20 protein-coding genes are annotated in these 22,199 nt (G+C 71.4%); 10 read left to right on the top strand and 10 right to left on the bottom strand.

The features are described from left to right. Positions 1-174 precede the first annotated feature (174 nt). Complete coding sequence (locus ACIA8L_RS40490; protein WP_395913051.1) at positions 175-588, top strand: DUF3151 domain-containing protein; 414 nt, start codon at positions 175-177, stop codon at positions 586-588. Between the two features lie 43 nt (positions 589-631). Here ACIA8L_RS40490 and ACIA8L_RS40485 read toward each other — a convergent pair whose 3' ends face one another. Next, a complete protein-coding gene (locus tag ACIA8L_RS40485) occupies positions 632-2,581 on the bottom strand; it encodes a chromosome partitioning protein (RefSeq protein WP_395913357.1) in 1,950 nt (649 codons plus the stop codon). A 1,017-nt stretch (positions 2,582-3,598) separates the two neighbouring features. Continuing rightward, on the bottom strand, positions 3,599-4,495 hold the full coding sequence (locus ACIA8L_RS40480; protein WP_395913049.1) for a diacylglycerol kinase family protein: 897 nt from the start codon (positions 4,493-4,495) through the stop codon (positions 3,599-3,601). Between the two features lie 83 nt (positions 4,496-4,578). Between ACIA8L_RS40480 and ACIA8L_RS40475 the strand changes: the two genes are divergently transcribed. Beyond that, entirely contained in the window at positions 4,579-5,865 is a 1,287-nt protein-coding gene (locus ACIA8L_RS40475; protein WP_395913047.1) for an adenylosuccinate synthase, read from the top strand. Positions 5,866-5,874: 9 nt separating this feature from the next. Next, a complete protein-coding gene (gene purD, locus ACIA8L_RS40470; protein ID WP_395913045.1) occupies positions 5,875-7,134 on the top strand; it encodes a phosphoribosylamine--glycine ligase in 1,260 nt (419 codons plus the stop codon). On the opposite strand, the gene ACIA8L_RS40465 is transcribed toward purD, so the two are convergent. Beyond that, positions 7,108-7,728, bottom strand: coding sequence for a TetR/AcrR family transcriptional regulator (locus tag ACIA8L_RS40465; protein ID WP_395913043.1), 621 nt, complete (start codon positions 7,726-7,728; stop codon positions 7,108-7,110). The genes purD and ACIA8L_RS40465 overlap by 27 nt on opposite strands. Positions 7,729-7,795: 67 nt before the next feature. Here ACIA8L_RS40465 and ACIA8L_RS40460 point away from each other — a divergent pair, with 67 nt between their 5' ends. The 4 genes from ACIA8L_RS40460 to ACIA8L_RS40445 are packed head-to-tail and all read left to right on the top strand — an operon-like array spanning position 7,796 to position 12,372. Then, a complete protein-coding gene (locus ACIA8L_RS40460) occupies positions 7,796-8,251 on the top strand; it encodes an SCP2 sterol-binding domain-containing protein (RefSeq protein WP_395913041.1) in 456 nt (151 codons plus the stop codon). Between the two features lie 5 nt (positions 8,252-8,256). Next, the gene (locus ACIA8L_RS40455) at positions 8,257-9,471 is read left to right on the top strand and encodes an acyl-CoA dehydrogenase family protein (protein ID WP_395913039.1); all 1,215 of its coding nucleotides are present in this window, start codon (positions 8,257-8,259) and stop codon (positions 9,469-9,471) included. Positions 9,472-9,509: 38 nt separating this feature from the next. After that, a complete protein-coding gene (locus tag ACIA8L_RS40450; RefSeq protein WP_395913037.1) occupies positions 9,510-11,060 on the top strand; it encodes an AMP-binding protein in 1,551 nt (516 codons plus the stop codon). A 22-nt stretch (positions 11,061-11,082) separates the two neighbouring features. Next, positions 11,083-12,372, top strand: coding sequence for a hemolysin family protein (locus tag ACIA8L_RS40445; RefSeq protein ID WP_395913035.1), 1,290 nt, complete (start codon positions 11,083-11,085; stop codon positions 12,370-12,372). Here ACIA8L_RS40445 and ACIA8L_RS40440 read toward each other — a convergent pair. The 4 genes from ACIA8L_RS40440 to ACIA8L_RS40425 all read right to left on the bottom strand — a co-directional run bounded on the left by ACIA8L_RS40440 (position 12,354) and on the right by ACIA8L_RS40425 (position 15,271). Then, complete coding sequence (locus ACIA8L_RS40440) at positions 12,354-13,139, bottom strand: hypothetical protein (protein ID WP_395913033.1); 786 nt, start codon at positions 13,137-13,139, stop codon at positions 12,354-12,356. The two genes, ACIA8L_RS40445 and ACIA8L_RS40440, sit on opposite strands and share 19 nt — an antisense overlap. Then, positions 13,130-13,624 carry a SigE family RNA polymerase sigma factor gene (locus ACIA8L_RS40435; RefSeq protein WP_395913031.1) on the bottom strand — a complete coding sequence of 165 codons (495 nt, stop codon included), beginning with the start codon at positions 13,622-13,624 and terminating at the stop codon, positions 13,130-13,132. Before ACIA8L_RS40435 ends, ACIA8L_RS40440 begins: the two co-directional genes overlap by 10 nt. A 71-nt stretch (positions 13,625-13,695) precedes the next feature. Next, positions 13,696-14,643, bottom strand: a complete 948-nt coding sequence (locus ACIA8L_RS40430) for a rhomboid family intramembrane serine protease (protein ID WP_395913030.1) — start codon at positions 14,641-14,643, stop codon at positions 13,696-13,698. An 85-nt stretch (positions 14,644-14,728) separates the two neighbouring features. Next, the gene (locus tag ACIA8L_RS40425; RefSeq protein WP_395913028.1) at positions 14,729-15,271 is read right to left on the bottom strand and encodes a peptidylprolyl isomerase; all 543 of its coding nucleotides are present in this window, start codon (positions 15,269-15,271) and stop codon (positions 14,729-14,731) included. Between the two features lie 201 nt (positions 15,272-15,472). Here ACIA8L_RS40425 and ACIA8L_RS40420 point away from each other — a divergent pair, with 201 nt between their 5' ends. Continuing rightward, positions 15,473-16,126, top strand: coding sequence for a hypothetical protein (locus ACIA8L_RS40420; protein ID WP_395913026.1), 654 nt, complete (start codon positions 15,473-15,475; stop codon positions 16,124-16,126). Between the two features lie 61 nt (positions 16,127-16,187). Here ACIA8L_RS40420 and ACIA8L_RS40415 read toward each other — a convergent pair whose 3' ends face one another. The 3 genes from ACIA8L_RS40415 to ACIA8L_RS40405 form a co-directional block, all read right to left on the bottom strand. After that, complete coding sequence (locus ACIA8L_RS40415) at positions 16,188-17,333, bottom strand: magnesium and cobalt transport protein CorA (protein WP_395913024.1); 1,146 nt, start codon at positions 17,331-17,333, stop codon at positions 16,188-16,190. A gap of 262 nt (positions 17,334-17,595) precedes the next feature. Next, complete coding sequence (locus ACIA8L_RS40410) at positions 17,596-18,690, bottom strand: PLP-dependent aminotransferase family protein (protein ID WP_395913022.1); 1,095 nt, start codon at positions 18,688-18,690, stop codon at positions 17,596-17,598. A 118-nt stretch (positions 18,691-18,808) separates the two neighbouring features. Beyond that, positions 18,809-19,195: a cyclic nucleotide-binding/CBS domain-containing protein gene (locus ACIA8L_RS40405; protein WP_395913020.1), complete on the bottom strand. Its 387-nt coding sequence runs from the start codon at positions 19,193-19,195 to the stop codon at positions 18,809-18,811. A 106-nt stretch (positions 19,196-19,301) separates the two neighbouring features. Between ACIA8L_RS40405 and ACIA8L_RS40400 the strand changes: the two genes are divergently transcribed. Together ACIA8L_RS40400 and ACIA8L_RS40395 are read left to right on the top strand one after the other, a co-directional pair. Next, positions 19,302-20,738, top strand: a complete 1,437-nt coding sequence (locus ACIA8L_RS40400) for a GuaB1 family IMP dehydrogenase-related protein (RefSeq protein ID WP_395913018.1) — start codon at positions 19,302-19,304, stop codon at positions 20,736-20,738. A gap of 109 nt (positions 20,739-20,847) precedes the next feature. Further along, positions 20,848-22,185 carry a hypothetical protein gene (locus ACIA8L_RS40395; protein ID WP_395913016.1) on the top strand — a complete coding sequence of 446 codons (1,338 nt, stop codon included), beginning with the start codon at positions 20,848-20,850 and terminating at the stop codon, positions 22,183-22,185. Positions 22,186-22,199 lie beyond the last annotated feature (14 nt).

Below are 22,199 nucleotides of genomic sequence, written 5' to 3'. Positions count from 1 at the left end.
GCCAAACCCGATCAAACGGCGATGGCCCGATCCTGGGGACCGAGCCACCGCGAACCGGGTCCTGGGGAGGCTCCGGACCTTCAGTTGTAGTCCTACCGCGACCGGCGTCACACCGTCCGTGCGCTCGGCACGGCCTCAACCGTTCAGCCAGGCCGTCTCTGGTTGAATTGCGGCATGCAGAACCTCCTGCCCGGGCCTGAGCCCACCTTGCTGCCCGCCGAGACCGACGCCGCCGACCTGCTGGCCAAGGCCGACTCCGAAGGGGCCGTGAAGGCGGTCGCCGCGCAGTTCCCGTCCTACAGTGCCGCGTGGGCGCGCCTGGCCGAGCTGGCCTTGAGCGCGGGCGAGCCGGTGACCGCCTACGCGTATGCCCGGACCGGCTATCACCGCGGGCTCGACCAGCTGCGCCGCAACGGGTGGCGGGGCGTCGGGCCGGTGCCGTGGGCGCACGAGCCCAACCAGGGCTTCCTGCGGGCGCTGCACGCGCTCGGGCTCGCCGCCGGCCAGATCGGCGAGACCGAGGAGGCCGAGCGCTGCGCGACGTTCCTCCGCGACAGCGACCCGGCCGCGGTCTCTGCTCTGTCCTAGGCTTGGCGGCCTTCTTATCGGAGGCCCTCTACCGGCCTTCTTGTCAGAGACCCTCTGATACGGCCGCGGCGACCTTGAGCCAGGCGTCGCGGCTGGCGGCCGAGAGGCCCGCGTAGCGGATCGGCTCCCCCGAGTCGATGAACCGCTCGTAGGGCACGATCATCACGGTCCGGGTCCGGGCCGCGAAGTGCTTGGTGATGGCCGGCACGTGGACGTATCGCTTGCTCGGCGGCATCGACACGACCGTCACCGCCTGCCGCACCAGCCGCTGCCGGCCGTGCTGCTCGAGGTGGTCGAGCATGCGCGAGGCGGTCTCGGCCGAGTCGTTACGCGCCGACATCGTGACCACCAGCTGGTCGGTGGCGTCGATGGCGGCCTGCCAGTTCTCGGCCCGCACATTGTTGCCGGTGTCAACGAAGATGAGCTTGTAGAACCGGCTGACGACGTCCCGCAGCTCCCCGAACGCGTCGGCCGTCAACATCTCGCCGGCGGTCGCGGACTCGTCGGACGCGAGCACGTCGAACATGCCCTCGCCCTGCGCCCGGACGTACTGCGACAGGTCGCCGATCCGCCCCTGCGCCCCCTGAAAATCTCGGAGGTTGTGCAGCAGGTCGCGCACGGTCCGGTTGTGGAAGTCCTGCTGGGCCCGCATCCCCAGGGTGCCCTGGGTCTCGTTGTTGTCCCAGGCCAGCACGTAGCCGCCGCGCTTCTGCCCGAACGTCATCGCGAGCAGCAGCACCGCCACCGTCTTGCCGGCGCCACCCTTGGGGTTGACCACGGTGACCTGCCGAAGCCCGCCGAAGTTGCGGCGGACCATCTCGACCTCGTGCCGGAACTCGAGCTCCCGCTTGCCCGGCGACACCGAGACGAGCCCCAGCGTGCTCTTGGCGATCGCCCCCCGCAGCCCCTGCGAGGCCACCGGGTCGACCGGCTTGGCCTCCCGCCGCTTGGCGAACTCCTCCGCCGTCGGTGTGGTCCCGTCATGCCAGTTCTCCTGCGGCATGGGCGGCAGCGGCGGAACCGCGGGATTCCGGGCCCCGGGCTCGGCATACCCGACCGCCGCCCCGTACGCACCCGGCGGCACCGACCCGGGCGGGAACTGGCCGGGCGGGAACTGCGCAGGCGGCGGCCCTTGCAGCCCGGCCGGCGGGACCTGCCCGTGTGGCGGCTGTTGTCCGTAAGGCGGCTGCTGCCCGGTCGGTGGCACCTGCCCAGCCGGGAACTGGCCGGGCGGCGGCATCTGCCCAGGCGGCATCTGTCCGGGCGGGAACTGGCCCGGCGCGGGCACTTGGCCGGGCGCGAACTGACCGGGTGGCATTTGTCCTGCGGGTGGCATTTGTCCGAACGGCGATCCCGGCGGCGGACCCTGGTACGGCCCGGACGGTGGTCCCGGCACCGCATCGAGCCGCGAGTCCGGCTGCGGCGGCGCTGAGGGCGCATCGGCCGGCTGGTCCTGCTCCTCCGGTTCGGCGTCCCTCGGCGGTCGCGGGGACGATCCGAACGGGTGGTTCAGAGGGCCCTGTGGCGGCACGGTGGGGAGTGCCTGCGTCGGGGGAGCCGGCGGCAGCGGACCGTCCGGGGTCGGCAGCGGCTGCAACGGAGGCAGCGGCGGTCCAGCGTTAGGCGCACCGGGAAGGCCGGCGATTGGCGGTCCGGACATTGGCGCGCCAGGAGGGCCGGGCAGCGGCGGACCGGGAGGGCCGGACATGGGCGCACCGGGAAGGCCCGGCAGCGGCGCACCGGACATGGGCGCACCAGGGGGGCCCGACATGGGCGCACCGGGAAGGCCCGGCAGCGGTGGTCCGGACATGGGCGCACTGGGAGGGCCGGGCAGCGGCGGACCGGGCACGGGGCCAGGACCGGGTGGCGGCGGCATCGGTCCAGTGCCGGGTGGAGGACCGGTCACCGGCCACGGACCCGGCGGCGGCATCGAACCCGGCGCCGGCGCCACAGAACCCGGTGGAGGAGGCGTGGAACCAGGTGGGGGCGGCATTGAGCCCGGGAGAGGTGGCAGCGCACCCGGAGGCGGCGGTGTGGAACCGGCGGGTGGGGGCACGGAGCCCGGAGGCGGCGGCAGCGAGCCCGGCAATGGAGGCCGCGCGCCCGGGGGCACGGGAACCGAGCCGGGCGGGGGAGGCATTGCACCAGGCGGAGGCGGCATCGCACCGGCCGGTGGAGGTGTCGAGCCTGGGAGAGGCGGCAGCGCACCCGGAGGTGGGGGCATCGAGCCGGGCGGCGGTGGCATCGAGCCGGGCGGCGGGCCGAACGCGGACGGTGGCAGCGAGCCTGGCGGCGTGGCGAACGGGCCCGAAGGCGGGGCCGAGAACGGGCCGGGTGCCGGTGGACCCGAGAACGGTGCGGGCGGGCCGGGTACGACGCCGGAGCCGGGTGCCGGTGATGCCGAGACCGGACCGGAGCCGGAGGTCGGGGCGCCGGAGATCGGAGTGGAGGCGCCGGAGGTCGGGATGCCGGAGACCGGAGAGGTGGAGATCGGAGGACCGGAGACCGGGCCGGAGGATGTGGAGGCCGGGCCAGGGGCGCCGGCGATTGAGGCCGGTGGGCCGGAGACCGGGGGGCGAGGGGTGAAGGGGCTCTCGCCGAAGGGGCCGCCGACCGGGATGCCGCCCGACACCGGGATGCCGTTGCCGCCGGTGACCGGGATGCCGCCGCCGGCCGGGGAGGAGATCGGTTCGCCGGCCGGTGGGGTGTGCGGGATCGGGCGGCCGTGTTGGAGGCTGCCGTCCTCGTCGTCGGTCGGCGGTGGGGTGTCGCGGATCGGGGGCCAGGCCAGTGGGTCGACGCTGCCGGGCGGTTGGGACCAGGGCGAGTCGGGTGCCGGGCCACCGGCCTTGTGGGCGCGTTCTCCACGCCGTCCGTCGGTGCTGTCGTCCGGCGGCCAGACCATGTCGTTCACGATGTGTGCCTTCCCTCCCCGCGGTGCCCTACCACCGTATGCGACGAGTTCGACCTACGACACCGCTGAGCGGCCGGGCCAAGATTACGAAAAGCCCTACGGCACGTATACAGCCCATGCGCCGCGCTCCATCCACCACGATCGCTTGTGTGTGAGGGTTCCCTCCACGCCGTCGTCGACGAACGGGAGCTCGGCGCGGGGGGAGATGGCGACCGCGCGGCCGTGGGCGCGGCGGACCTGGATCTCCACGCGGGGGCGGCGGAACAGGCGGCGAGCGGCCACGGGGACGGCCACGGCGACGTCCAGCAGACCGTCGTCCATCGATGGCGCGGTGACCAGGGGCAGGCCGTCGACGGTCGCGTAGCGCTCGGCGTTGGCGACGACCGACATGAGCACCGGCTCGGTGCCGTCGGCGAGGACGTAGTCGTCGACCTCGACCCGGGCCAGGTAGGTGCCGGCCCCGCCCTGGGCCTTGACCCCGCCGAGCAGCGCGCCGTCGAGCGTGACCGAGCCGCCGTCGTTGCGGAGCAGGTCGAGGCGGCGGACGTGGCCGCCGATGACGGCCGCCGCGACGTCGGCCGGTGCGCGGGGCAGGCCGAGGCGGGTGGCCAGGTCGGTGGCGTCCGGGCCGAGCGGGAGGATGCCGATGGGCGGCAGGTCGGGGATGGTCCGGTCGCCCGCCAGGTCGGACGGGCGCTTGCTCGGGGCCGGGGCGTGCATCCGGACCAGGCGGCGCATCACCGCGCGCAACTGGGCGTCGGCGGCCGTGGCGACGATCACACGGGCGTCGGGCAGAGCCCGAAGTGCCTCGTCGATCTCCTTGTCGTTGTGGGCCACAACGGTCCGGACGTCACCGACCGGGGCGGCCGAGGCGGCCGAAGCCGTGCGCAGGGCATCGCGGCAGGAGAGAATGGGGGTACGCGTGCCGCACGCGCCGCCATCGCAGCCGCACTGCGCGTCTTCGCCCAGAGTGAGCAGCACGATGTCGACCACCGTTGTCAGCCTGCCTTTCCGAAGGTTGTTAGCCTGGCACCCTGGGCGAACGCGGGTCGCCCGACCTTGGAGGGCGAGCAGACATGCCAGCGATCGTGCTCATCGGCGCTCAGTGGGGCGACGAGGGCAAGGGCAAGGTTACCGACATGATTGGCGGCGGCGTGGATTACGTCGTGCGCTACTCCGGCGGCAATAACGCGGGTCACACCGTGGTGACCCCGGACGGACAGAAGTTTGCCCTGCACCTTATGCCGTCGGGCGCACTGTGGCCGAACGCGGCCATCGTGATCGGCAACGGGGTCGTGATCGACCCGAAGGTGCTGCTCATCGAGATCGACGGGCTGGCCGAGCGGGGCGTCGACGTCTCCCGGCTCATGATCTCCGGCGACGCGCACCTGATCATGCCGCACCACCGGGCGCTGGACCGGGTCGTCGAGCGCTACCTCGGCTCGTCGCGGATCGGCACCACCGGGCGTGGCATCGGGCCGGCCTACGGTGACAAGGTCTCGCGGATGGGCATCCGCGTCCAGGACCTGTTGGACCCGGGCATCCTGCAGAAGAAGCTCGAGATCGTCCTGCGCGAACGCAACCAGGTGCTCGTGAAGGTGTACAACCGCAAAGAGATCGCTGTTGACGCGGTGGTGGAGGAGTACCTCACCTACGCCGAGCGGATGCGGCCCTACATCACCGACACCCGCCAGGTCCTGTGGAAGGGGCTCGAGGAGGGCCGCACGGTCCTGCTCGAAGGCGCGCAGGCGACCATGCTCGACATGGATCACGGCACGTATCCGTTCGTGACGTCGTCCAACCCGACCGTCGGCGGTGCGTGCGTCGGCTCGGGCATCCCGCCGACCGCGATCACCCAGGTGATCGGCGTGACCAAGGCGTACACGACCCGGGTCGGCTCCGGGCCGTTCCCGACCGAGCTGTTCGACGAGAACGGCGTGCACCTGCGCAAGATCGGCCGGGAGTACGGCACCACGACCGGCCGCGAGCGGCGGACCGGCTGGTATGACGCGGTCGTCGCGAAGTACTCGACCCGCCTCAACGGCATCACCGACCTGGTCGTCACCAAGCTCGACGTGCTGTCGGGCCTCGAGACCGTGCCGCTGTGCGTGGCCTACGAGGTCGACGGCAAGCGCACCGACGACATGCCGATGACGCAGACCGAGTTCCACCACGCGACCCCGGTCTACGAGGAGCTGCCGGGCTGGTGGGAGGACATCTCCCAGGCCCGCACCTTCGAGGAGCTCCCGGTCAACGCCCGCCGTTACATCGAGCGGATCGAGGAGCTGGCCGGCACCCGCGTGTCCATCATCGGAGTGGGACCGGGCCGGGACGAGAACGTGGTGCGGCACCAGCTCATCTAGTCTGTCCCGGTGCGCGTACTCCTCATCGGAACGGGCGGCCGCGAGCACGCGCTCGCCGCCGCCCTGGCCGCCGACCCGGCCGTGACCTCGCTCGTCAGCGCTCCCGGCAGTCCGGGCCTGGCTGAGCTGGGAGAACTGGCCGACGTCGACCCGCTGGACCCGGCCGCCGTGGCCGCGCTGGCCGTGGAGCAGGGCGCCGACCTGGTCGTTGTCGGCCCGGAGGCGCCGCTGGTGGCCGGGGTCGCCGACGCGGTCCGGGCCAAGGGCATCGCCTGCTTCGGCCCGTCGCAGGCGGCGGCCCAGCTCGAGGGCTCGAAGGCATTCGCCAAAGACGTCATGCAGGCGGCGGGCGTTCCAACTGCAAGATCCTTCGTTTGTACTGTGCCCGAAGAGGCAGCCGCGGCGCTCGACGAGTTCGGCCCGCCGTATGTGGTCAAGGACGACGGGCTCGCCGCGGGCAAGGGCGTCGTCGTCACCGAGGACCGGGCCGAAGCCCTCGCGCACGCGGCGGCCTGCGGGCGCGTGGTCGTGGAGGAGTACCTCGCGGGCCCTGAAGTCTCGCTCTTCGTGGTGACGGACGGGGCGGCGGCGGTACCCCTGCAGCCCGCACAGGACTTCAAGCGCATCTTCGACGGCGACGCGGGCCCGAACACCGGCGGCATGGGTGCCTACTCGCCGCTGCCCTGGGCCCCGCCCGAACTGGTCGACCAGGTGATGGCCACCGTGGTCCAGCCGACGCTGGCCGAGATGCGCAGGCGCGACACCCCGTTCAGCGGCACCCTGTATGTCGGCCTGGCCCTGACCGCGGACGGCCCGAAGGTCATCGAGTTCAACTGTCGCTTCGGCGACCCCGAGACCCAGGCCGTCCTGGCCCGCCTGGAGACCCCGCTGGCCGGCGTCCTGCACGCCGCCGCCGTCGGCCGTCTGGCCGAGGACCCGCCGCTGGCCTGGCGCTCGAAGTCGGCCGTGACCGTGGTGCTGGCCAGCGCCGGCTATCCGGAGTCGTCGCACAAAGGCGACGTCATCACGGGCGCCGACAACGTGCCCGGCGTCGCACACTCCGGCACCGCCCGCCGGGAGGACGGCGCCCTGGTCACCGCGGGTGGCCGGGTCCTGGCCTGCACCGCGCTGGGTGCGACGCTGCCGGAGGCCCGGGAGGCGGCCTACGCGCTGGTGCGCAGCATCCACTTCGACGGCGCCCAGTTCCGCACCGACATCGCCCAGGCCGCGGCCGAGGGTCGGCTAGGCCTTCCAGGCGCGGCCCTGTAGCAGGCCGTCGGCGCCGATCCAGACGAAGTTCATCATGCGGGTCGCGGTGCGGTCGGGGTCCTCGTCGGTGTGGTCGGCCAGCCAGTCGGCCAGGGACTCGGCCGCGCCGCAGTAGGCGAAGGCCATCGCCAGGAAGTCGTCCGGTGCCACCGAGCGGCCGGGCTCGGCCTGCGCCCAGGCGGCCTCCAGGAGGCCGGCGACGATCTCGACGATCCGGGTGCGCATGCCGTCGAGTTCGGCCGCGAAGGCCGGCTCGCTGCGGGCCTGGCGGTAGAGGACCTGCCAGCCATCGCGGTGCTTGCCGACGAAGGCGAAGAAGGCGCGCAGCCCGTTCCACAGCTGCTCGTCGGGTTGGGCGGTGGGGACCACGCCGGCCGCGACCGCCTCCATCAGGCGGGTGGCCTCGCGCTGCAGGCAGGTCAGGAACAGCTCGTCCTTCGGGCCCAGATATGCGTAGACCATCGGCTTGGAGATGCCGGCGACCTCCGCGATCTCGTCCATTGAGGCCGCGTGGAAGCCGCGCTTCGCGAAGACTTTCACTGCGGCGTCGAGCATTTGCTGCTCGCGGACGACGCGGGGGAGGCGTTTCAGCATCTTGCCACCTTACCTACTCGTGCGTAAGGTTACGCGTGAGTAGCTTAAAACCTCTGAAGGGACAGCCATGTCCGAGCTTGACGCCCTGGGCGACTTCAACAACATCGACCCGAAGCAGTTCGCCGCTTACGTGAAGAGCGCCTCGGACTCGCAGCTGGCCGAGATCATGAGCAGCCCGCAGCGCAAGACGATCCTGGACACGATCTTCTCCCGGTTCCCCGAGCTGTTCCGGGCCGACCGCGCCGGCTCGACCAACGCGATCATCCACTGGAACATCACCGGCGCGCCCGACGGCGGCGCCGACTCCTACGAACTGGTCATCGCTAACGGCGCCTGCACGCTCTCGCCGAGCCCCGACCAGGAGCCGAAGCTCGCGATCACGGTCGGACCGGTCGACTTCCTCAAGGTCGTCTCCGGTGTCGGTAACCCCATGATGATGTTCATGACCGGCAAGCTCAAGGCCAAGGGTGACCTTGGCCTGGCCGCCAACATCGCCAACCTCTTCGACATCCCCAAGGCCTGATCGCCATGCCCGAGTTCTCGCTCGACCTCAACGAGGACCAGCGGGATCTCCGCGACTGGGTGCACGGCTTCGCGGCTGAAGTCGTGCGCCCGGCCGCCGCGGAGTGGGACAGCCGCGAGGAGACCCCCTGGCCGGTGATCCAGGAGGCGGCGAAGATCGGCCTCTACGGCTTCGAGTTCCTCGCCAACGCCTGGGCCGACCCGTCCGGGCTGTCGCTCTGCCTCGCCAACGAGGAGCTCTTCTGGGGCGACGCCGGCATCGGCATGGCCATCTTCGGCACCAGCCTGGCCGTCGCGGCGATCTTCGGCAGCGGCACGCCCGATCAGATGGCGGAGTGGGTGCCGCAGTGCTTCGGCGACGCCGACGACCCCAAGGTGGCCGCGTTCTGCACCACCGAGCCCGAGGCCGGCTCCGACGTCGGCGCGATGCGCACCCGGGCCCGCTACGACCAGGCCGCGGACGAGTGGGTGATCAGCGGCCAGAAGGCTTACGCGACCAACGGCGGCATCGCCAACGTGCACGTGGTGACGGCCAGCGTCGAGCCCGAGCTGGGCTCGCGGGGCCAGGCCGGCTTCATCGTGCCGCCCGGCACCAAGGGCCTCGACGGCTCGAAGAAGCTCAAGAAGCTGGGCCTGCGCGCCTCGCACACGGCCGACGTGTTCCTGGACGAGGTCCGCGTCCCCGGCGACAACGTCCTCGGCGGCCGCGAGGCCCTCGAGGAGCGGCTGGCCCGGGCCCGCGAAGGCCGCAAGTCGCAGGGTCAGGCCGCGATGCGCACGTTCGAGCTGTCCCGCCCGGCCGTCGGTGCGCAGGCGCTCGGGGTCGCCCGGGCCGCCTACGAATACTCGCTGGACTACGCGAAGAGCCGCGTGCAGTTCGGCCGGCCGATCATCGAGAACCAGGCCATCGCGTTCGCCCTGGCCGACATGCGCATGGAGCTCGACGCGGCCCGGCTGCTGGTGTGGCGGGCGGCCTGGATGGGGCGCAACAGCCGCGTCTTCGAGGCCGGCGAGGGCTCGATGAGCAAGCTCAAGGCCGGCGAGGTGGCGGTGGCGGTCACCGAGAAGGCGGTCCAGATCCTCGGCGGCGCGGGCTTCCTGCGCGAGCACCCGGTCGAGCGCTGGTATCGCGACGCCAAGATCTACACCATCTTCGAGGGCACCAGCGAGATCCAGCGCCTGGTGATCTCGCGCGCGATCTCCGGAATTTACGTCCGCTGATTTCGCACAAACCTGGTTTTGAGGGATAAATTGCGCCTATGGATGCCGGATTCGTGCTGCGAACACTGGCCCGCCGCAAGGTGCTCAACCCCGCCGCCCCCACCCGCGTGGTGCGCCAGCTGAACGCACTGCGCCGGTGGGGCTTCGGCCTCTACGGCGAGATGCGCTCGGCCGCCGCCCGCGATCCCCAGCGCGTCGCCATCATCGATGAACGCCGCCAGGTCACCTACGGCGAGCTGGAAGTCCGCGTCCGCCGGCTGGCCAACGCCCTGCGCGTCGAGCTCGGCGTGCGGCCGGGCGACCACATCGGGCTGCTCTGCGAAAACTCGGCGACCATGATCGAGCTGATGATGGCCGTCGTCGCGCTCGGCGGGCAGGCCGTGATGGTCAACACCGGCCTCGGCAACGCCCAGGTCGAGGCCGTGGCGCACGATCAGGGGCTGCAGCTGCTGCTCCATGACGAAGCGTTTTTGGGAATGCTGGCGGCGGTACCCCCAAATCTCCCGCGTTTGTCAACGGAGCGGCTCGAGGAGCTCATCGGCCGCGCCCCCTCCGCTGAGCTCGCGCCGCCCGACCGGCCCGGCTCGATCGTCGTGCTGACCAGCGGCACGACCGGCGCGCCCAAAGGGGCCAAGCGCCGCAACCCGGCCGGCCTCGCCCCGCTGGCCTCGGTCGTCTCCCGCATCCCGCTCAACGCCGGCGACCGGATGTTCGTGGCCGCGCCGCTGTTCCACACGTGGGGCCTGGCCGCGCTGCAGATCTGCCTCGCGCTGCGCGGCACTATCGTGCTGACCCGCCGCTTCACCCCGGCGACCGCGCTCGCCGCCATCAACACGCACGGCTGCACCTCGCTGTTCGCGGTGCCGGTCATGCTGCAGCGGGTGCTGGAGGTGCCGCCTGTGCGGACGCCGACGCTGCAGGTCGTCGCCGTCTCCGGCTCGGCGCTGACCGGGCCCCTGGCGACGCGCTTCATGGATGTCTACGGCGACATCCTCTACAACCTCTACGGCTCCACCGAGGCGTCGTGGGCCTCGATCGCCGTCCCGGCCGAGCTGCGGGCCGCCCCGGGCACCGCCGGCCGCCCGCCGCACGGCACCCGCCTGGCCATCCTGTCCGCAGCCGGCGCGCCGCAGCCCACCGGCGCCGTCGGGCGGATCTTCGTCGGCAACGACATGCTTTTCGAGGGCTACACCAACGGCACCGGCCGCGAGTACTACGGCGACCTCATCGCCACCGGTGACCTCGGCCACCTCGACGCGGGCGGGCTGATCTTCGTCGACGGCCGCGAGGACGACATGGTCATCTCCGGCGGCGAGAACGTCTACCCGGCCGCCGTCGAGGACGTCATCGCCGAGCTGCCGCAGGTGCGCGAGGTGGCCGTGGCCGGCGTGCCGGACGTGGAGTTCGGCCAGCGGCTGGCCGCGTGGATCGCGCTGCACCCCGGTGAGGTGGTCGACGCCGACGCCGTCCGCGAGTACGTCCGGCACCGGCTGGCCCGCTTCTCAGTACCCCGGGACGTGTATTTCGTCGCCGGACTCCCCCGCAACGCCACCGGCAAGATCATGCACCGCCAGCTTTTTCCCAGCTAGATCGGTTACCGTTGGCCGTCCAATGGACAACGTCTGGTTCGAACTGACCCTCGTCCTCCTGCTGACTCTGCTCAACGCCGCGTTCGCCGGCAGCGAGATGGCTCTCATCTCACTGCGTGAAGGGCAGCTGCGCCGGCTGGAGCGCCGCGACGGCGCCGGCCGGGCCCTCGCCCGCCTCGCCCGCGACCCGAACCGCTTCCTCTCCACCATCCAGATCGGCATCACGCTGGCCGGGTTCCTGGCCTCGGCCACGGCCGCGGTGTCCCTGGCCGAGCCGGTCGAGCCGCTGCTGGGCTTCCTCGGCGGAGCCGCCGCCCCGGTCTCGATCGTCCTGGTCACCCTGGCCCTCACCTTCGTCACCCTGGTCATCGGCGAGCTCGCCCCGAAGCGGATCGCCATGCAGCGGGCCGAGGGGTGGGCGATGGTCGTGGCGCGGCCGCTGCGCATCCTCTCGGCACTGCTGCGGCCGGCCAACTGGGTGCTCACCTCGGCCAGTGACCTCGTCGTGCGCGCGGCCGGGGCCGACCCGCGCCGCCGCCAGGACGAGATCGGGCCCGAAGAGCTGCGCGACCTGGTCGCGTCCCAGAGCACCTTCACCCGCCAGCAGCGCGAGATCATCTCCGGCGCGGTCGAGATCGCGGCGCGGAGTCTGCGGGCTGTACTGGTACCACGGCCGATGGTCTTCGCACTGCAAGCTTCGACGCCCGTGGCACAGGCGGCCGCCGAACTGGCCGCGTCCGGGCATGCCCGCGCCCCCGTCATCGAGAACGGCGACCTGGACAGCGCCACCGGGATCGTGCACTGGGCCGATCTCGTGCGGGCGGCGCACTCCACACCTAGCGGCAACGTCCGCGATGTCATGCGCCCGGCCCTGCTGCTGCCGGAGTCGCTCCCGGTCGCCGACGCGCTGGCGCGGTTCAAGGCCGAGCGGCAGGAGCTGGCGCTGGTCGTCGACGAGCGCGGCGCCATCGACGGCATCGTGACCCTCACCGACACCGTCGCCGAGGTGGTCGGCGCCCTGCCCGGCCCGGCCGCCGGTTCGCCCGTGCGCCGCAACGCCGACGGCAGCGTGCTGCTGCCGGGCACGTTCCCGATCCACGACCTGGACGACGTGCGCATCCCGCTGGAGCTCGCGGCCGACGCGCCGTTCACGACCGTGGCCGGGCTGGTGCTGGCCCGGCTGGGCAAGCTGCCGACCGGCCCGGGCGAGACGGTGACCGTCCAGGACTGGCGGTTCACCGTCTCGCAGGTCCGGGGCCGAGCCATCACCGCGGTCACGGCCGAGCGGGTGGCTCAGAACCAGGTCGGGTAGAGCGTCGTCTCCGTCGCATTGGCCGACTTGATCAGCGAGTCCACGGTGATCGGCCGGTAGCCGGGCTCGTCGGTCAGCACCTCCATGGCGACCTCGGTGCCGTCGGCCTTGTACGCCTCGATCTTGCGCTCGTCGGTGATGTGCACGGTCAGGCCGTTCACCGTCTGCGTCCGGCATCCGGCCGCGCACGGGTGCTTGGCCGCCCAGCCGGCCTGGTCGTCCGGGCTGGCGACGAGCCGCACGATGAGCGTGAAGTGGTGACCGTCCTTGTTGTAGTCGCGGCCGCCGACGAAGCCCATGGCCACGTTCGTGTCGCGCACGAACCGCGGGGTCGGGAAGTCCCAGAGGACCTCGTCCGGCACGTTGGCGCCGAACGTCGCCGCCAGGAACGAGGCCATCTCGTCGCACGACTTTGGCATGGGCCGGCGGGGCGGGGCACCGTGCCCCGAGACGGAGCAGGGGGACTGGACCGGCGGCAGCGAGCCCAGCTGGGACGGCAGGATGATGGGCCCCGGGTTGTCCACGCGGGGCGGGATCGACCGCGGCGACGACCCTGGTGACGCGGCGACCACCGGTGGGGCCAGGTTGTCGCCGAAGTACCGGGGCATCAGCGTCACGCCGAGGGCCAGTACGGTGATTCCGGCGGCCACGCCGGCCAGGCGCAGGCCGTGGGCGCGGCGGCGTTCGCCGGCGATGAGGCGGTCGACGTCGATCGTGGTGGGTGGCGGGGTGTCGCTCGCCTCGTACATCGCGTCTTTCAGGTCCACAACGCTTCTCCCTCGCTGAGGTCGGCCCGCAGCGACTCCAGCGCCCGGGCCGTCTGGCTCTTCACGGTCCCCTCGCTGCACCCCATCGCCTCCGCGGTCTCCTCGACGGAGAGGTCGCAGAAGTACCGCAGGACCAGGACGGCCCGGCGGCGCGGGGGCAGCGCGGCCAGCAGGGAGAGCACGGCGAGCCGGCGGTCGGCGTCGGGCCCCGGAGCCGTCGCGGACTCCGGCAGGACCTCGGTGGCCGTCTCCCGGCGCCAGGGCCGGCGCCGTTCGTCGAGCCAGGCCCGCATGAGCATCCGGCGGACATAGGCGTCCAGGTGCTCGATGCCGTTCGCCCGGCGCCAGTGCCGGTAGAGCTTGACCAGCACCGTGGACACGAGATCGTCGGCGGTGTGCCAGTCGCCGCACAGCAGAAACGCGGTGCGGCGCAGGCGATCGAGGTTGCCGCCGACGTACTCGCGGTAGGACTGCTCCGGCGTCATCCGTTCCCTCCCTGTGGATACGTGGAGGAAACGGAGCCATCGCCGCCCGGGGTTGCCTGAGTTTTCGCCTTTTACGCGGCCGTGCCGACCGCCGGGACATTGGCCAGGCCGACGCCGAGCAGGATGCCGAGTAGGAGCAGGGTGCCCAGCACCGTCGCGACCTGGATCGGGGTGCGCTGCTTCGGCGGTGCGTAGGCGAAGCCGGCGGCCACGATCGCGCCGGTGATCAGGCCGCCGACATGGGCCTGCCAGGAGATGTACCCGCTGAAGCTGAACGTCACCACGAGGTTGAAGATCAGCACCGGGATGATGCTGGCCACGCTCAGCTTCATCTTGCGCAGGACGACGATCAGCGCGGAGAACATGCCGAAGATCGCGCCGGACGCGCCGGCGCTGGGCACGTTCGGGGCGGATAGGAGGAAGACGAGCACGCCGCCGCCGAGGCCGCACAGCAGGTAGAGAGCCAGGAACCGGACCCGCCCCAGCGCCGCCTCCAGCGGGCGGCCGAGGATCCACAGGGCCCACATGTTCATCGCCAGGTGCAGCAGCCCGTAGTGCAGGAACATGGCGGTGAACAGCTGATACCAGTCCCCGTCGGCGACACTGTCGCCGGCCAGCCGGACGCCGGAGCCGCGGGCGGTGAAATACGGGACCTCGGCCCCGAAATCGTGCAGCGGGGTGGAGCCGCCCAGCAGGCCACCGAGGCCACCGCCGCCGAGCCCGTCGGCCGCCTGCCGGCCCGCGCTGATGATGCCGATGATGAACACCAGCACGTTGATCACGATGAGGGTGATCGTCACCGTGCCGGCCGCCCCGGCCTGGCTGCCGCCGAACGCGGTGCGGGCCTGCCGCTGGGTCTTGCCACCCTCCCGGACGCACTCCGGGCACTGGAACCCGACCGACGCCTCGGTCATGCAGTCGGGGCAGATCGGCCGGTCACATCGCGTGCACCGCACGTAGGTCTCGCGGTCGGTGTGCCGGTAGCAGACGGGGACCACGTTCGCCGGCGGCTGAGTCATGCTGACAAGGTTAGCCAGGACTCACCCGCAGCCGGGGGACCGGAGCAGGCCGGCCCCCGGTGCTGCGGTTTCAGCTGGTGGTGCGTCAGCTGTTGGTGCGCTCGATGGAGACCTTCTCGATCACCACGTCGCTCACCGGGCGGTCGTTGGCGCCGACCCGGGTGGTGGCGATCTGGTCGACGACCTTGCGGGACTCGTCGTCGGCGACCTCGCCGAAGATGGTGTGCTTGCCGTTGAGGTGCGGGGTCGGTCCGACGGTCACGAAGAACTGCGAACCGTTGGTGCCCTGCCCGAAGCGGGTGCCGGCGTTGGCCATGGCCAGCAGGTAGGGCCGGTCGAAGCGCAGCTCCGGGTGGATCTCGTCGTTGAACGTGTAGCCCGGGCCGCCGGTGCCGGTGCCCGTCGGGTCACCGCCCTGGATCATGAAGCCCGAGATCACGCGGTGGAAGATGACGCCGTCGTAGTACGGGCCGCTGCCGGGCTGGCCGTTGCGCGGGTCCGTGTATTCCGCGGTGCCCTCGGCGAGCTCCACGAAGTTGCGCACGGTCTTCGGCGCCTTGGTGGGGAACAGCTCGATCCGGATGGCGCCGACATTCGTGTGCAGTGTCGCGAACAGTTGCTCGGCCACCAGTTCTCCCTTTCCTTGGTGACATTCCGTCATCACGGTATCCGACGCGGATTCTTCCGGTTCCGGGTGTGTCGGCCGCCGGATCGGGGCACGATGGCGGCAGCGGTCCTCACCGCGAGGTTCTCCCTGCTCCCGGGTGTGTCGTCGGGCGGATCGGGGTAACCGGGGATGGACGGGATATCGCCTCGGGAGGTGGAGCAAGTGTTCGGACGTCGTCAGGTGCAGTCGCACACCCGGCTCATGCAGGACGAGCTCGGGCAGAGCTTTGATCACCTGCGGATGGCCGCGGCGCACGCCGCCGATGGTGCTTCGGGCGCCTTGGCGCCGCGCGTCGACGCTGCCCGCAAAGCGGTGAAGCCGCGGCTCGACAGCGGCCTCAACCGGGCCATGGGCGGCATGGAGTCGGTCATGGTGATCGCTCGCGAGCGCGGCCAGCAGGCCCAGAAACAGGCCAAGAAGACGAGCAAGCGAGCGAGCAAGAAGGCCGACAAGATGGGGCGCAAGGCCACCAGCAAGCTGATGCGCAACGAACCCAAGACCTCGCGCCGCCTGCCGCTGGCGATCGGTGGCCTGGTCGTGGCCGGTGCCGCGGTCGGCGCTGCGGCCGCTTACATGCGCCGCCGCCGCAACGAGCAGAGCTGGGACGAGTACGGCTCGACCCGCACGACCAGCGACACCGGGTCGATGCTCGACGCGGCGAAGAACCAGATGGACGCCGGCGTCGACAAGGCCCGCACCATGGGTGAGGCGGCCAAGGACCGGGCGTCGGACCTGATCGGGCACAAGAGCACGAACAGCGGCCCGAGCGGCAGCGGGGAGTACGACAAGTCCCCGATGCCGAACAGCCGCCCGTAACCGCTCGCTCGATCGCGCAGGTGGACCGTCCCCAGCCACGGGGGACGGTCCACCTGCGTCTTCACAGCCAGCCGCTCCTTCGGAAGCCCCAGAAGAGGGCGCCGCTGCCGGCGACCATCAGGGCCATCACCCCGGGGTAGCCGAAGACCCAGTGCGTCTCGGGCATGAAGTCGAAGTTCATGCCGTAGATGCCCGCGATCGACGTGATCAGGGCGGCGATACCGGCCCAGGCCGCGATCTTGCGCATGTCATTGTTCTGGTCGACGCTGACCTGCGCCAGCCGGGCCGCGAGCACCGAGTTGATGACGTCGTCGAGGTACAGCACCTGCTCCACCGCCCGCGCGAGGTTGTCGGCGACGTCGCGGTAGTACCGCTGAATCTCCTCCGGCACGTCGGCGAGCTGCCCGGTGACCAGGCCGTTCATCGGCCGCTGGAGTGGCAGCACGGCCCGTTTGAACTCCATCAGCTCCCGTTTGAGCTGGTAGATGCGCTGAATGCGGTCGGAGGTACGCCGGCCCCGGTTGCCCTGCGGGCTGAACACCTGATCCTCGACCGCGGCCACGTCCTCCTCGATGCCCTGTGCGACGTCGACGAGCGTGTCGACGACGCTGTCGGCCACCGCGTATGCGACCGCCCACGGACCTCGGGCCAGCACCTCCTGCCGCCGCTCGAGCCCCGAGCGGACGGGGGCGAGCCGGCTGGCGTCGCCGTGGCGGACGGTGATGATGAAGTGCTCGCCGATGAACATCAGCACGTCGCCGGTCTCGACCACCTCGCTGGTGTCGGTCAGCTCGTCGTGTTCGACATAGCGGGCGGTGCGCATGGTCAGGAACGTCATCTCGCCGTATCGCTCGACCTTGGGCCGCTGCCGGGACTGCACGGCGTCCTCGACCGCCAGTTCGTGCAGCTGGAACGTCTCGGCGATGGCCGCCATCTCGGCCGCCTGCGGCTCCTTGAGCCCGATCCACACGAAGCCGCGGTGCCGCCGCGCGGCGTGCAGGGCCTCGGCGTAGTCACGGTTTTCGGGCTGGCGGACGCCGTCGATGTAGAGCGCGCAGTCGACTATCGCGCTGTGCTCGGGCGGCGCGAGCCCGGGCTTGGCGGGGGGAGCGGTCGCGGAGCTGTTGAGTATCCGCGACATCGCCCGCACCGGCCGGGACAGCGCGCGTTGCAGCGGACCGGAGCTGGTGTGCTGTTCGTCGGCCATCTCGACCTCCCGGAGTGGGACGGGGGCCGGTCCGCGCACGCCGCCGATGTTGGCACCGGGCGGACCGACCGCAGGTGGGGGGTGGGGGCGCGGTCGGCCCACCCGGTGCCGTTGGGGGGCGGGGGGTGATGCCTTTGCGGCGCGGCTCAAAAGCGCGCCGGGCTGGATTTTGATCCATCCGATACCGCCTGCGGAACCACCCCCACCATCACGGTTTGGTGTCAGGTTCCTTGGAACGTGTATTTATACCTTGTTTGCGGTCTCACGCAGGCTTGCGAACCGCTTCGATCGCAGCGGCCAGGCGCTGGACGCCCTCGTCGACCTCGTCGGTCAGCACCGCCGAGAACGCCAGCCGGACCGAGTGCCGGCCGCCGTCGAGCAGGAAGTCGCTGCCCTTGACGATGGCCACATTGAAGTCCCGCTGCGCGACCGTCTCCAGCTCGGTGGTGTCGACGTCGTCGGGCAGCTCGACCCAGAGGAAGTAGCCGCCGTCGGGCTCCACGAACGTGGCGTCGGGGATGTGCTTGCGCAGCCCCTCGGCCAGCAGCCGGGCCCGCTCGCCGAGCGTCGCCGAGACCTTCGCGATCGAGCGCTCGATGTCGCCGTTCACGCAGAACTGGTGCGTGATCGCCTGGGCCACCATGCTCGGCGAGATGTAGATCGTCGTCGCCGTCTTGGCGATGCCGGCGATCGTCGCCTTCGGTCCGACCAGGTAGCCGACCCGCAGACCGGGCGCGATGGTCTTGGTGAAGGAGCTCGCGTGCACGACAACGCCGGCGGTGTCCTGGGACAGCATCGTCGGCAGCTTCTCGCCCCGCCAGCGGATGTCGGCGTACGGGTCGTCCTCGAAGATCGTGAACCCGTACTCCTGGGCCAGCGCCAGCAGCGCCGCCCGCTTTTCCGCCGACAGGGTGACACCGGCCGGGTTCTGGAAGTTGGGGATGATGTGCGCCAGGACCGGGCGGACCCCGCTCTCCAGCAGCGCGCGCAGCTCGCCGACGTCGATGCCGTCGGCCTCCAGCGTCACCGGGTGGACCTCGGCGCCGAGGTTGCGCAGGTTCAGCAGCGTGCGGTCGTAGGTCGGCTTCTCGACGATCACGGCGTCGCCCGGCTTCACCAGGTGCGCGAAGAGCAGGGCGTCGGCCTGCATCGAGCCGTTGGTGACGATGACCTGGTCGGCCTCCACGTCGTGCTTCCCGGCGATCCACGCGCGCAGCTTCGGGTAGCCGACGGACGTGCCGTAGGCCGTGATGCCGGCCGGGTCCGCCTCGAAGGCGCGGACGGCGGCGGACTTGAGCCCGTCGACGTCGATGATGTCGAGACTCGGCGCGCCACGGGCGAAAGAAATCAGCTGCATGCCCCGCAGCCTACGCACGGCCGCGATGGCCGTTCAGCCGAGTTACCGCCGTCCACCCGGGCCTGAGGACCAGGGTTTCCGGCGTTCTTGCGACCGAACGGCCCGCGGGCGCGAAGAACTACGCCGGGATCGAGGATTGAACCCAGACTCGCATGATGTCGCGGACGGATATGACGCCCAACACATCATCGCCGTCGAGCACGACCAGGTGACGGAAGCCGCCGCGGACCATCGCGGCGGCGGCCTGTTCGATCGTCCACGCGGGGCCCGCGTAGACGACGTCCCAGGTGATGTGGTCGGCGGTCCGCTCGACGTCGGGGTCGAGGTCGGTGCCGATCGCGTTGAGAATGTCCCGCTCGGTGATGATCCCGACCCCGGCACCGTCGGGGTCGAGGACGATCGCCGAGCCGACTTTCCGCCGGGCCATGAGCCCGGCCGCCTGGCGCAGTGTGTGGTCGGGGCCGAGTTGGACGACGGCCGTGGACATCGCTTCGTGTACCTGCACGGTGATCACTCCTCGCAAGGGCACGGTTACGGGACATGCTCCCGGTATGCCCGCGATGTCACAAGACCTGCTCACCCCTGGGAAGGGGGAGATAAAGTTGCCCAACGTGCGGTTTCTCAACGAGCAGACACCCGGGCCCGACCTGACCTACGACGACGTCTTCATGGTGCCGAGCCGCTCGGCCGTGGAGTCGCGCATGCAGGTCGACCTGACCACGCGCGACGGCAGCGGCACGACGATCCCGATCGTGGTGTCCAACATGACGGCGGTGGCCGGGCGCCGGATGGCCGAGACGGTGGCCCGCCGCGGCGCCCTGGCGATCATTCCCCAGGACATCCCGATCGACGTGGTCGGCGAGGCGGTGTCCTGGGTCAAGCAGCGCCACCTCGTGCACGACACCCCGATCACGCTCGGCCCGACCGAGACCGTGTCGCTCGCGCTGGACCTGCTGCCGAAGCGGGCTCACGGCGCGGTGATCGTGGTCGAGGACGGCCGCCCGGTCGGCGTGGTCACCGAGGCCGACTGCGCCGACGTCGACCGCTTCAGCCAGCTGCGCCACGTCATGTCGAGCAACCTGCTCACGCTGCCCGACGACGTGACGCCGGAGGAGGCGTTCAACCGCCTCGCCGCCGGCCACCACCGGCTGGCCCCGGTCATCGACGCGGCCGGGCGGCTGGTCGGCATCCTCACCCGCCACGCCGCCCTGCGGGCCACCCTCTACGCGCCCGCGGTCGACGCGGGCGGCCGGCTGCGCGTCGGCGCCGCGATCGGCATCACCGGCGACGCGGCCGGGCGGGCCGACAAGCTCCTCGCGGCCGGCGTCGACGTGCTCGTGGTCGACACCGCGCACGGCCACCAGGAGCGGATGATCAGCACGCTGCGGTCGGTCCGGGCGCTCGACCCGGGCGTCCCCGTCGTCGCCGGCAACGTCGTCACCCGGGCGGGGACGGCCGACCTGCTGAGCGCGGGCGCCGACATCGTCAAGGTGGGCGTCGGCCCGGGCGCGATGTGCACGACCCGGATGATGACCGGCGTCGGCCGGCCGCAGTTCTCCGCGGTGCTCGAGTGCGCCGACGAGGCCCGGCGCCACGGCGGCCACGTGTGGGCCGACGGCGGCGTTCGCCACCCGCGCGATGTGGCCCTGGCTCTGGCCGCCGGCGCGTCGAACGTGATGATCGGCTCCTGGCTGGCCGGCACCCACGAGTCACCGGGCGACCCGCGCCGCGACGCCGACGGCCGGCTGTACAAGGAGAACTTCGGCATGGCCTCGGCCCGCGCGGTCAGCCGCCGCACCGCCGACGACAGCGCCTACGAGCGGGCCCGCAAGGCCCTGTTCGAGGAGGGGATCTCCTCGTCCCGGATGTACCTCGACCCGCGCCGCCCGGGTGTCGAGGACATCCTCGACGCGATCGTCGCCGGCGTGCGCAGCGCGTGTACCTACGCCGGTGCGGCCGATCTCACCGAGTTCGCCGAGCGCGCTACCGTCGGTGTGCAGAGTGCCGCCGGCTACGCAGAAGGCCAGCCACTCGACGTGAGCTGGTGAGATGTCCAAAAAGCCGTTCCTGAGATTTCCCTTAAAGACCGGATAGTGCCGTCACTCGCAGGTCACGTAAGGTGCGTGTCGTGAACCTCGCTCGCGACCCCGCCGGCTTGTGACCGAACGGCCGCTGCTGCGCCGCATGCAAGGTTTGCGCGGCGCGTCACGCTTCGTCGGCGCGGGACTGCTCGACCAGGTCGTCATCGCCGCGGCCAACTCGGCGAACACGCTCCTGGGTGGCATCCTGCTGCCCAAGGAGCAGTTCGGCGCGCTCGCGCTGGCCCTGGCGGTCGGGTATTTCGCGATGTACCTCAACCGGGCGATCGTCGGCGACGTCCTGCTCGCCCTGGCCTCCCGCTACGACGGCGAGCCCCGCATCCGCCTGGCCCGCAACGGCCTGGCGACGGCCCTGTGCTCCGGCCTCATCACCACCGTCGTGTTCGTGGTGCTGTGGGCGGCGTGGCCGAATCGCGGCGAGATCGACCTGCACGACCTCATCTGGCTGGCCCCGTTCATGGTGCCGATCATGCTGCACGACACCGCCCGCTGCGACTACCTGGCCGACCGCCGCCCGGACAAGGCCCTCGGCATCGACATCGTGTGGGCCGGCACCCAGGCCGTCATGGTCGCCATCATGATCATCACGCACACCTCCAGCGCGGGCGGCCTGCTCACCGTCTGGGGCCTCGGCGCGACCGCGGGCGTCACGGTGTATCTGCTGCGCGAGCGGCGGCTGCCGTGGCAGGGCCGCCCCATGGCCTGGCTGACCGAGACCCGCCACCTGTCGAGCTGGTTCACCATCACCGCGATCGTCGCCCAGATCCAGGTCCTGGCCATCAGCTTCGTCGTCGCCGGCCGCCTGTCCAAGGTCGACCTGGGCAACCTGCGCTTTGTGCAGACGGTGCAGCTGCAGCCGGTACAAAATCTGATCACGGCTGTGCAAAGCCTGCTCGTGCCGCGCGCCTCCCGCAACGCCGCCGCCGCCGCGAAGCCGGGCCCCGAGGGCGTGGAGGCGGCCGCCGCCCTGCGCCGCCAGACCCGGACGCTGGCCACCGCCTTCGCCGTCCTGGGCGCCCTGATGGTCCTCATCATCTGGCCGGTCGTCTCGTTCGTGCTCGTGCACACCCACAAGTTCTCCGAGGCCGCCCCGCTGGCGCTGCCGATCGCCCTGCAGGGCGCCGTCTACCTGCTGCAGGTGCCGTTCACGGCGGCGATGCGGGGCATGCACCGGGCCCGGATGTTGTTCCTGCAGTACGTCGTGTTCGCCGTCGTCTCGCTCAGCGGCCTGACCCTGGGCGCCGAATACGGCGGGCTGCACGGCGCCGCGTGGGGCCTGCTGACCGGCTCCACGGCCGGCCTGGTCTGCATGGTGATCCTCTACCTGTACGCGCTGCGCTGGGTCGGCCCGCCCGCACCGGCCCCCGTCCAGCCCGAGGTTCCGGAGAAGGTGTAGCTGGATAGGCTGCT

The organism is Dactylosporangium sp. NPDC051541, from assembly GCF_044454505.1.
Classification (GTDB): Bacteria; Actinomycetota; Actinomycetes; order Mycobacteriales; family Micromonosporaceae; genus Dactylosporangium.
The sequence above is the reverse complement of the archived record's forward strand: the minus strand, read 5'-3'. Positions and strand labels throughout refer to the sequence as shown.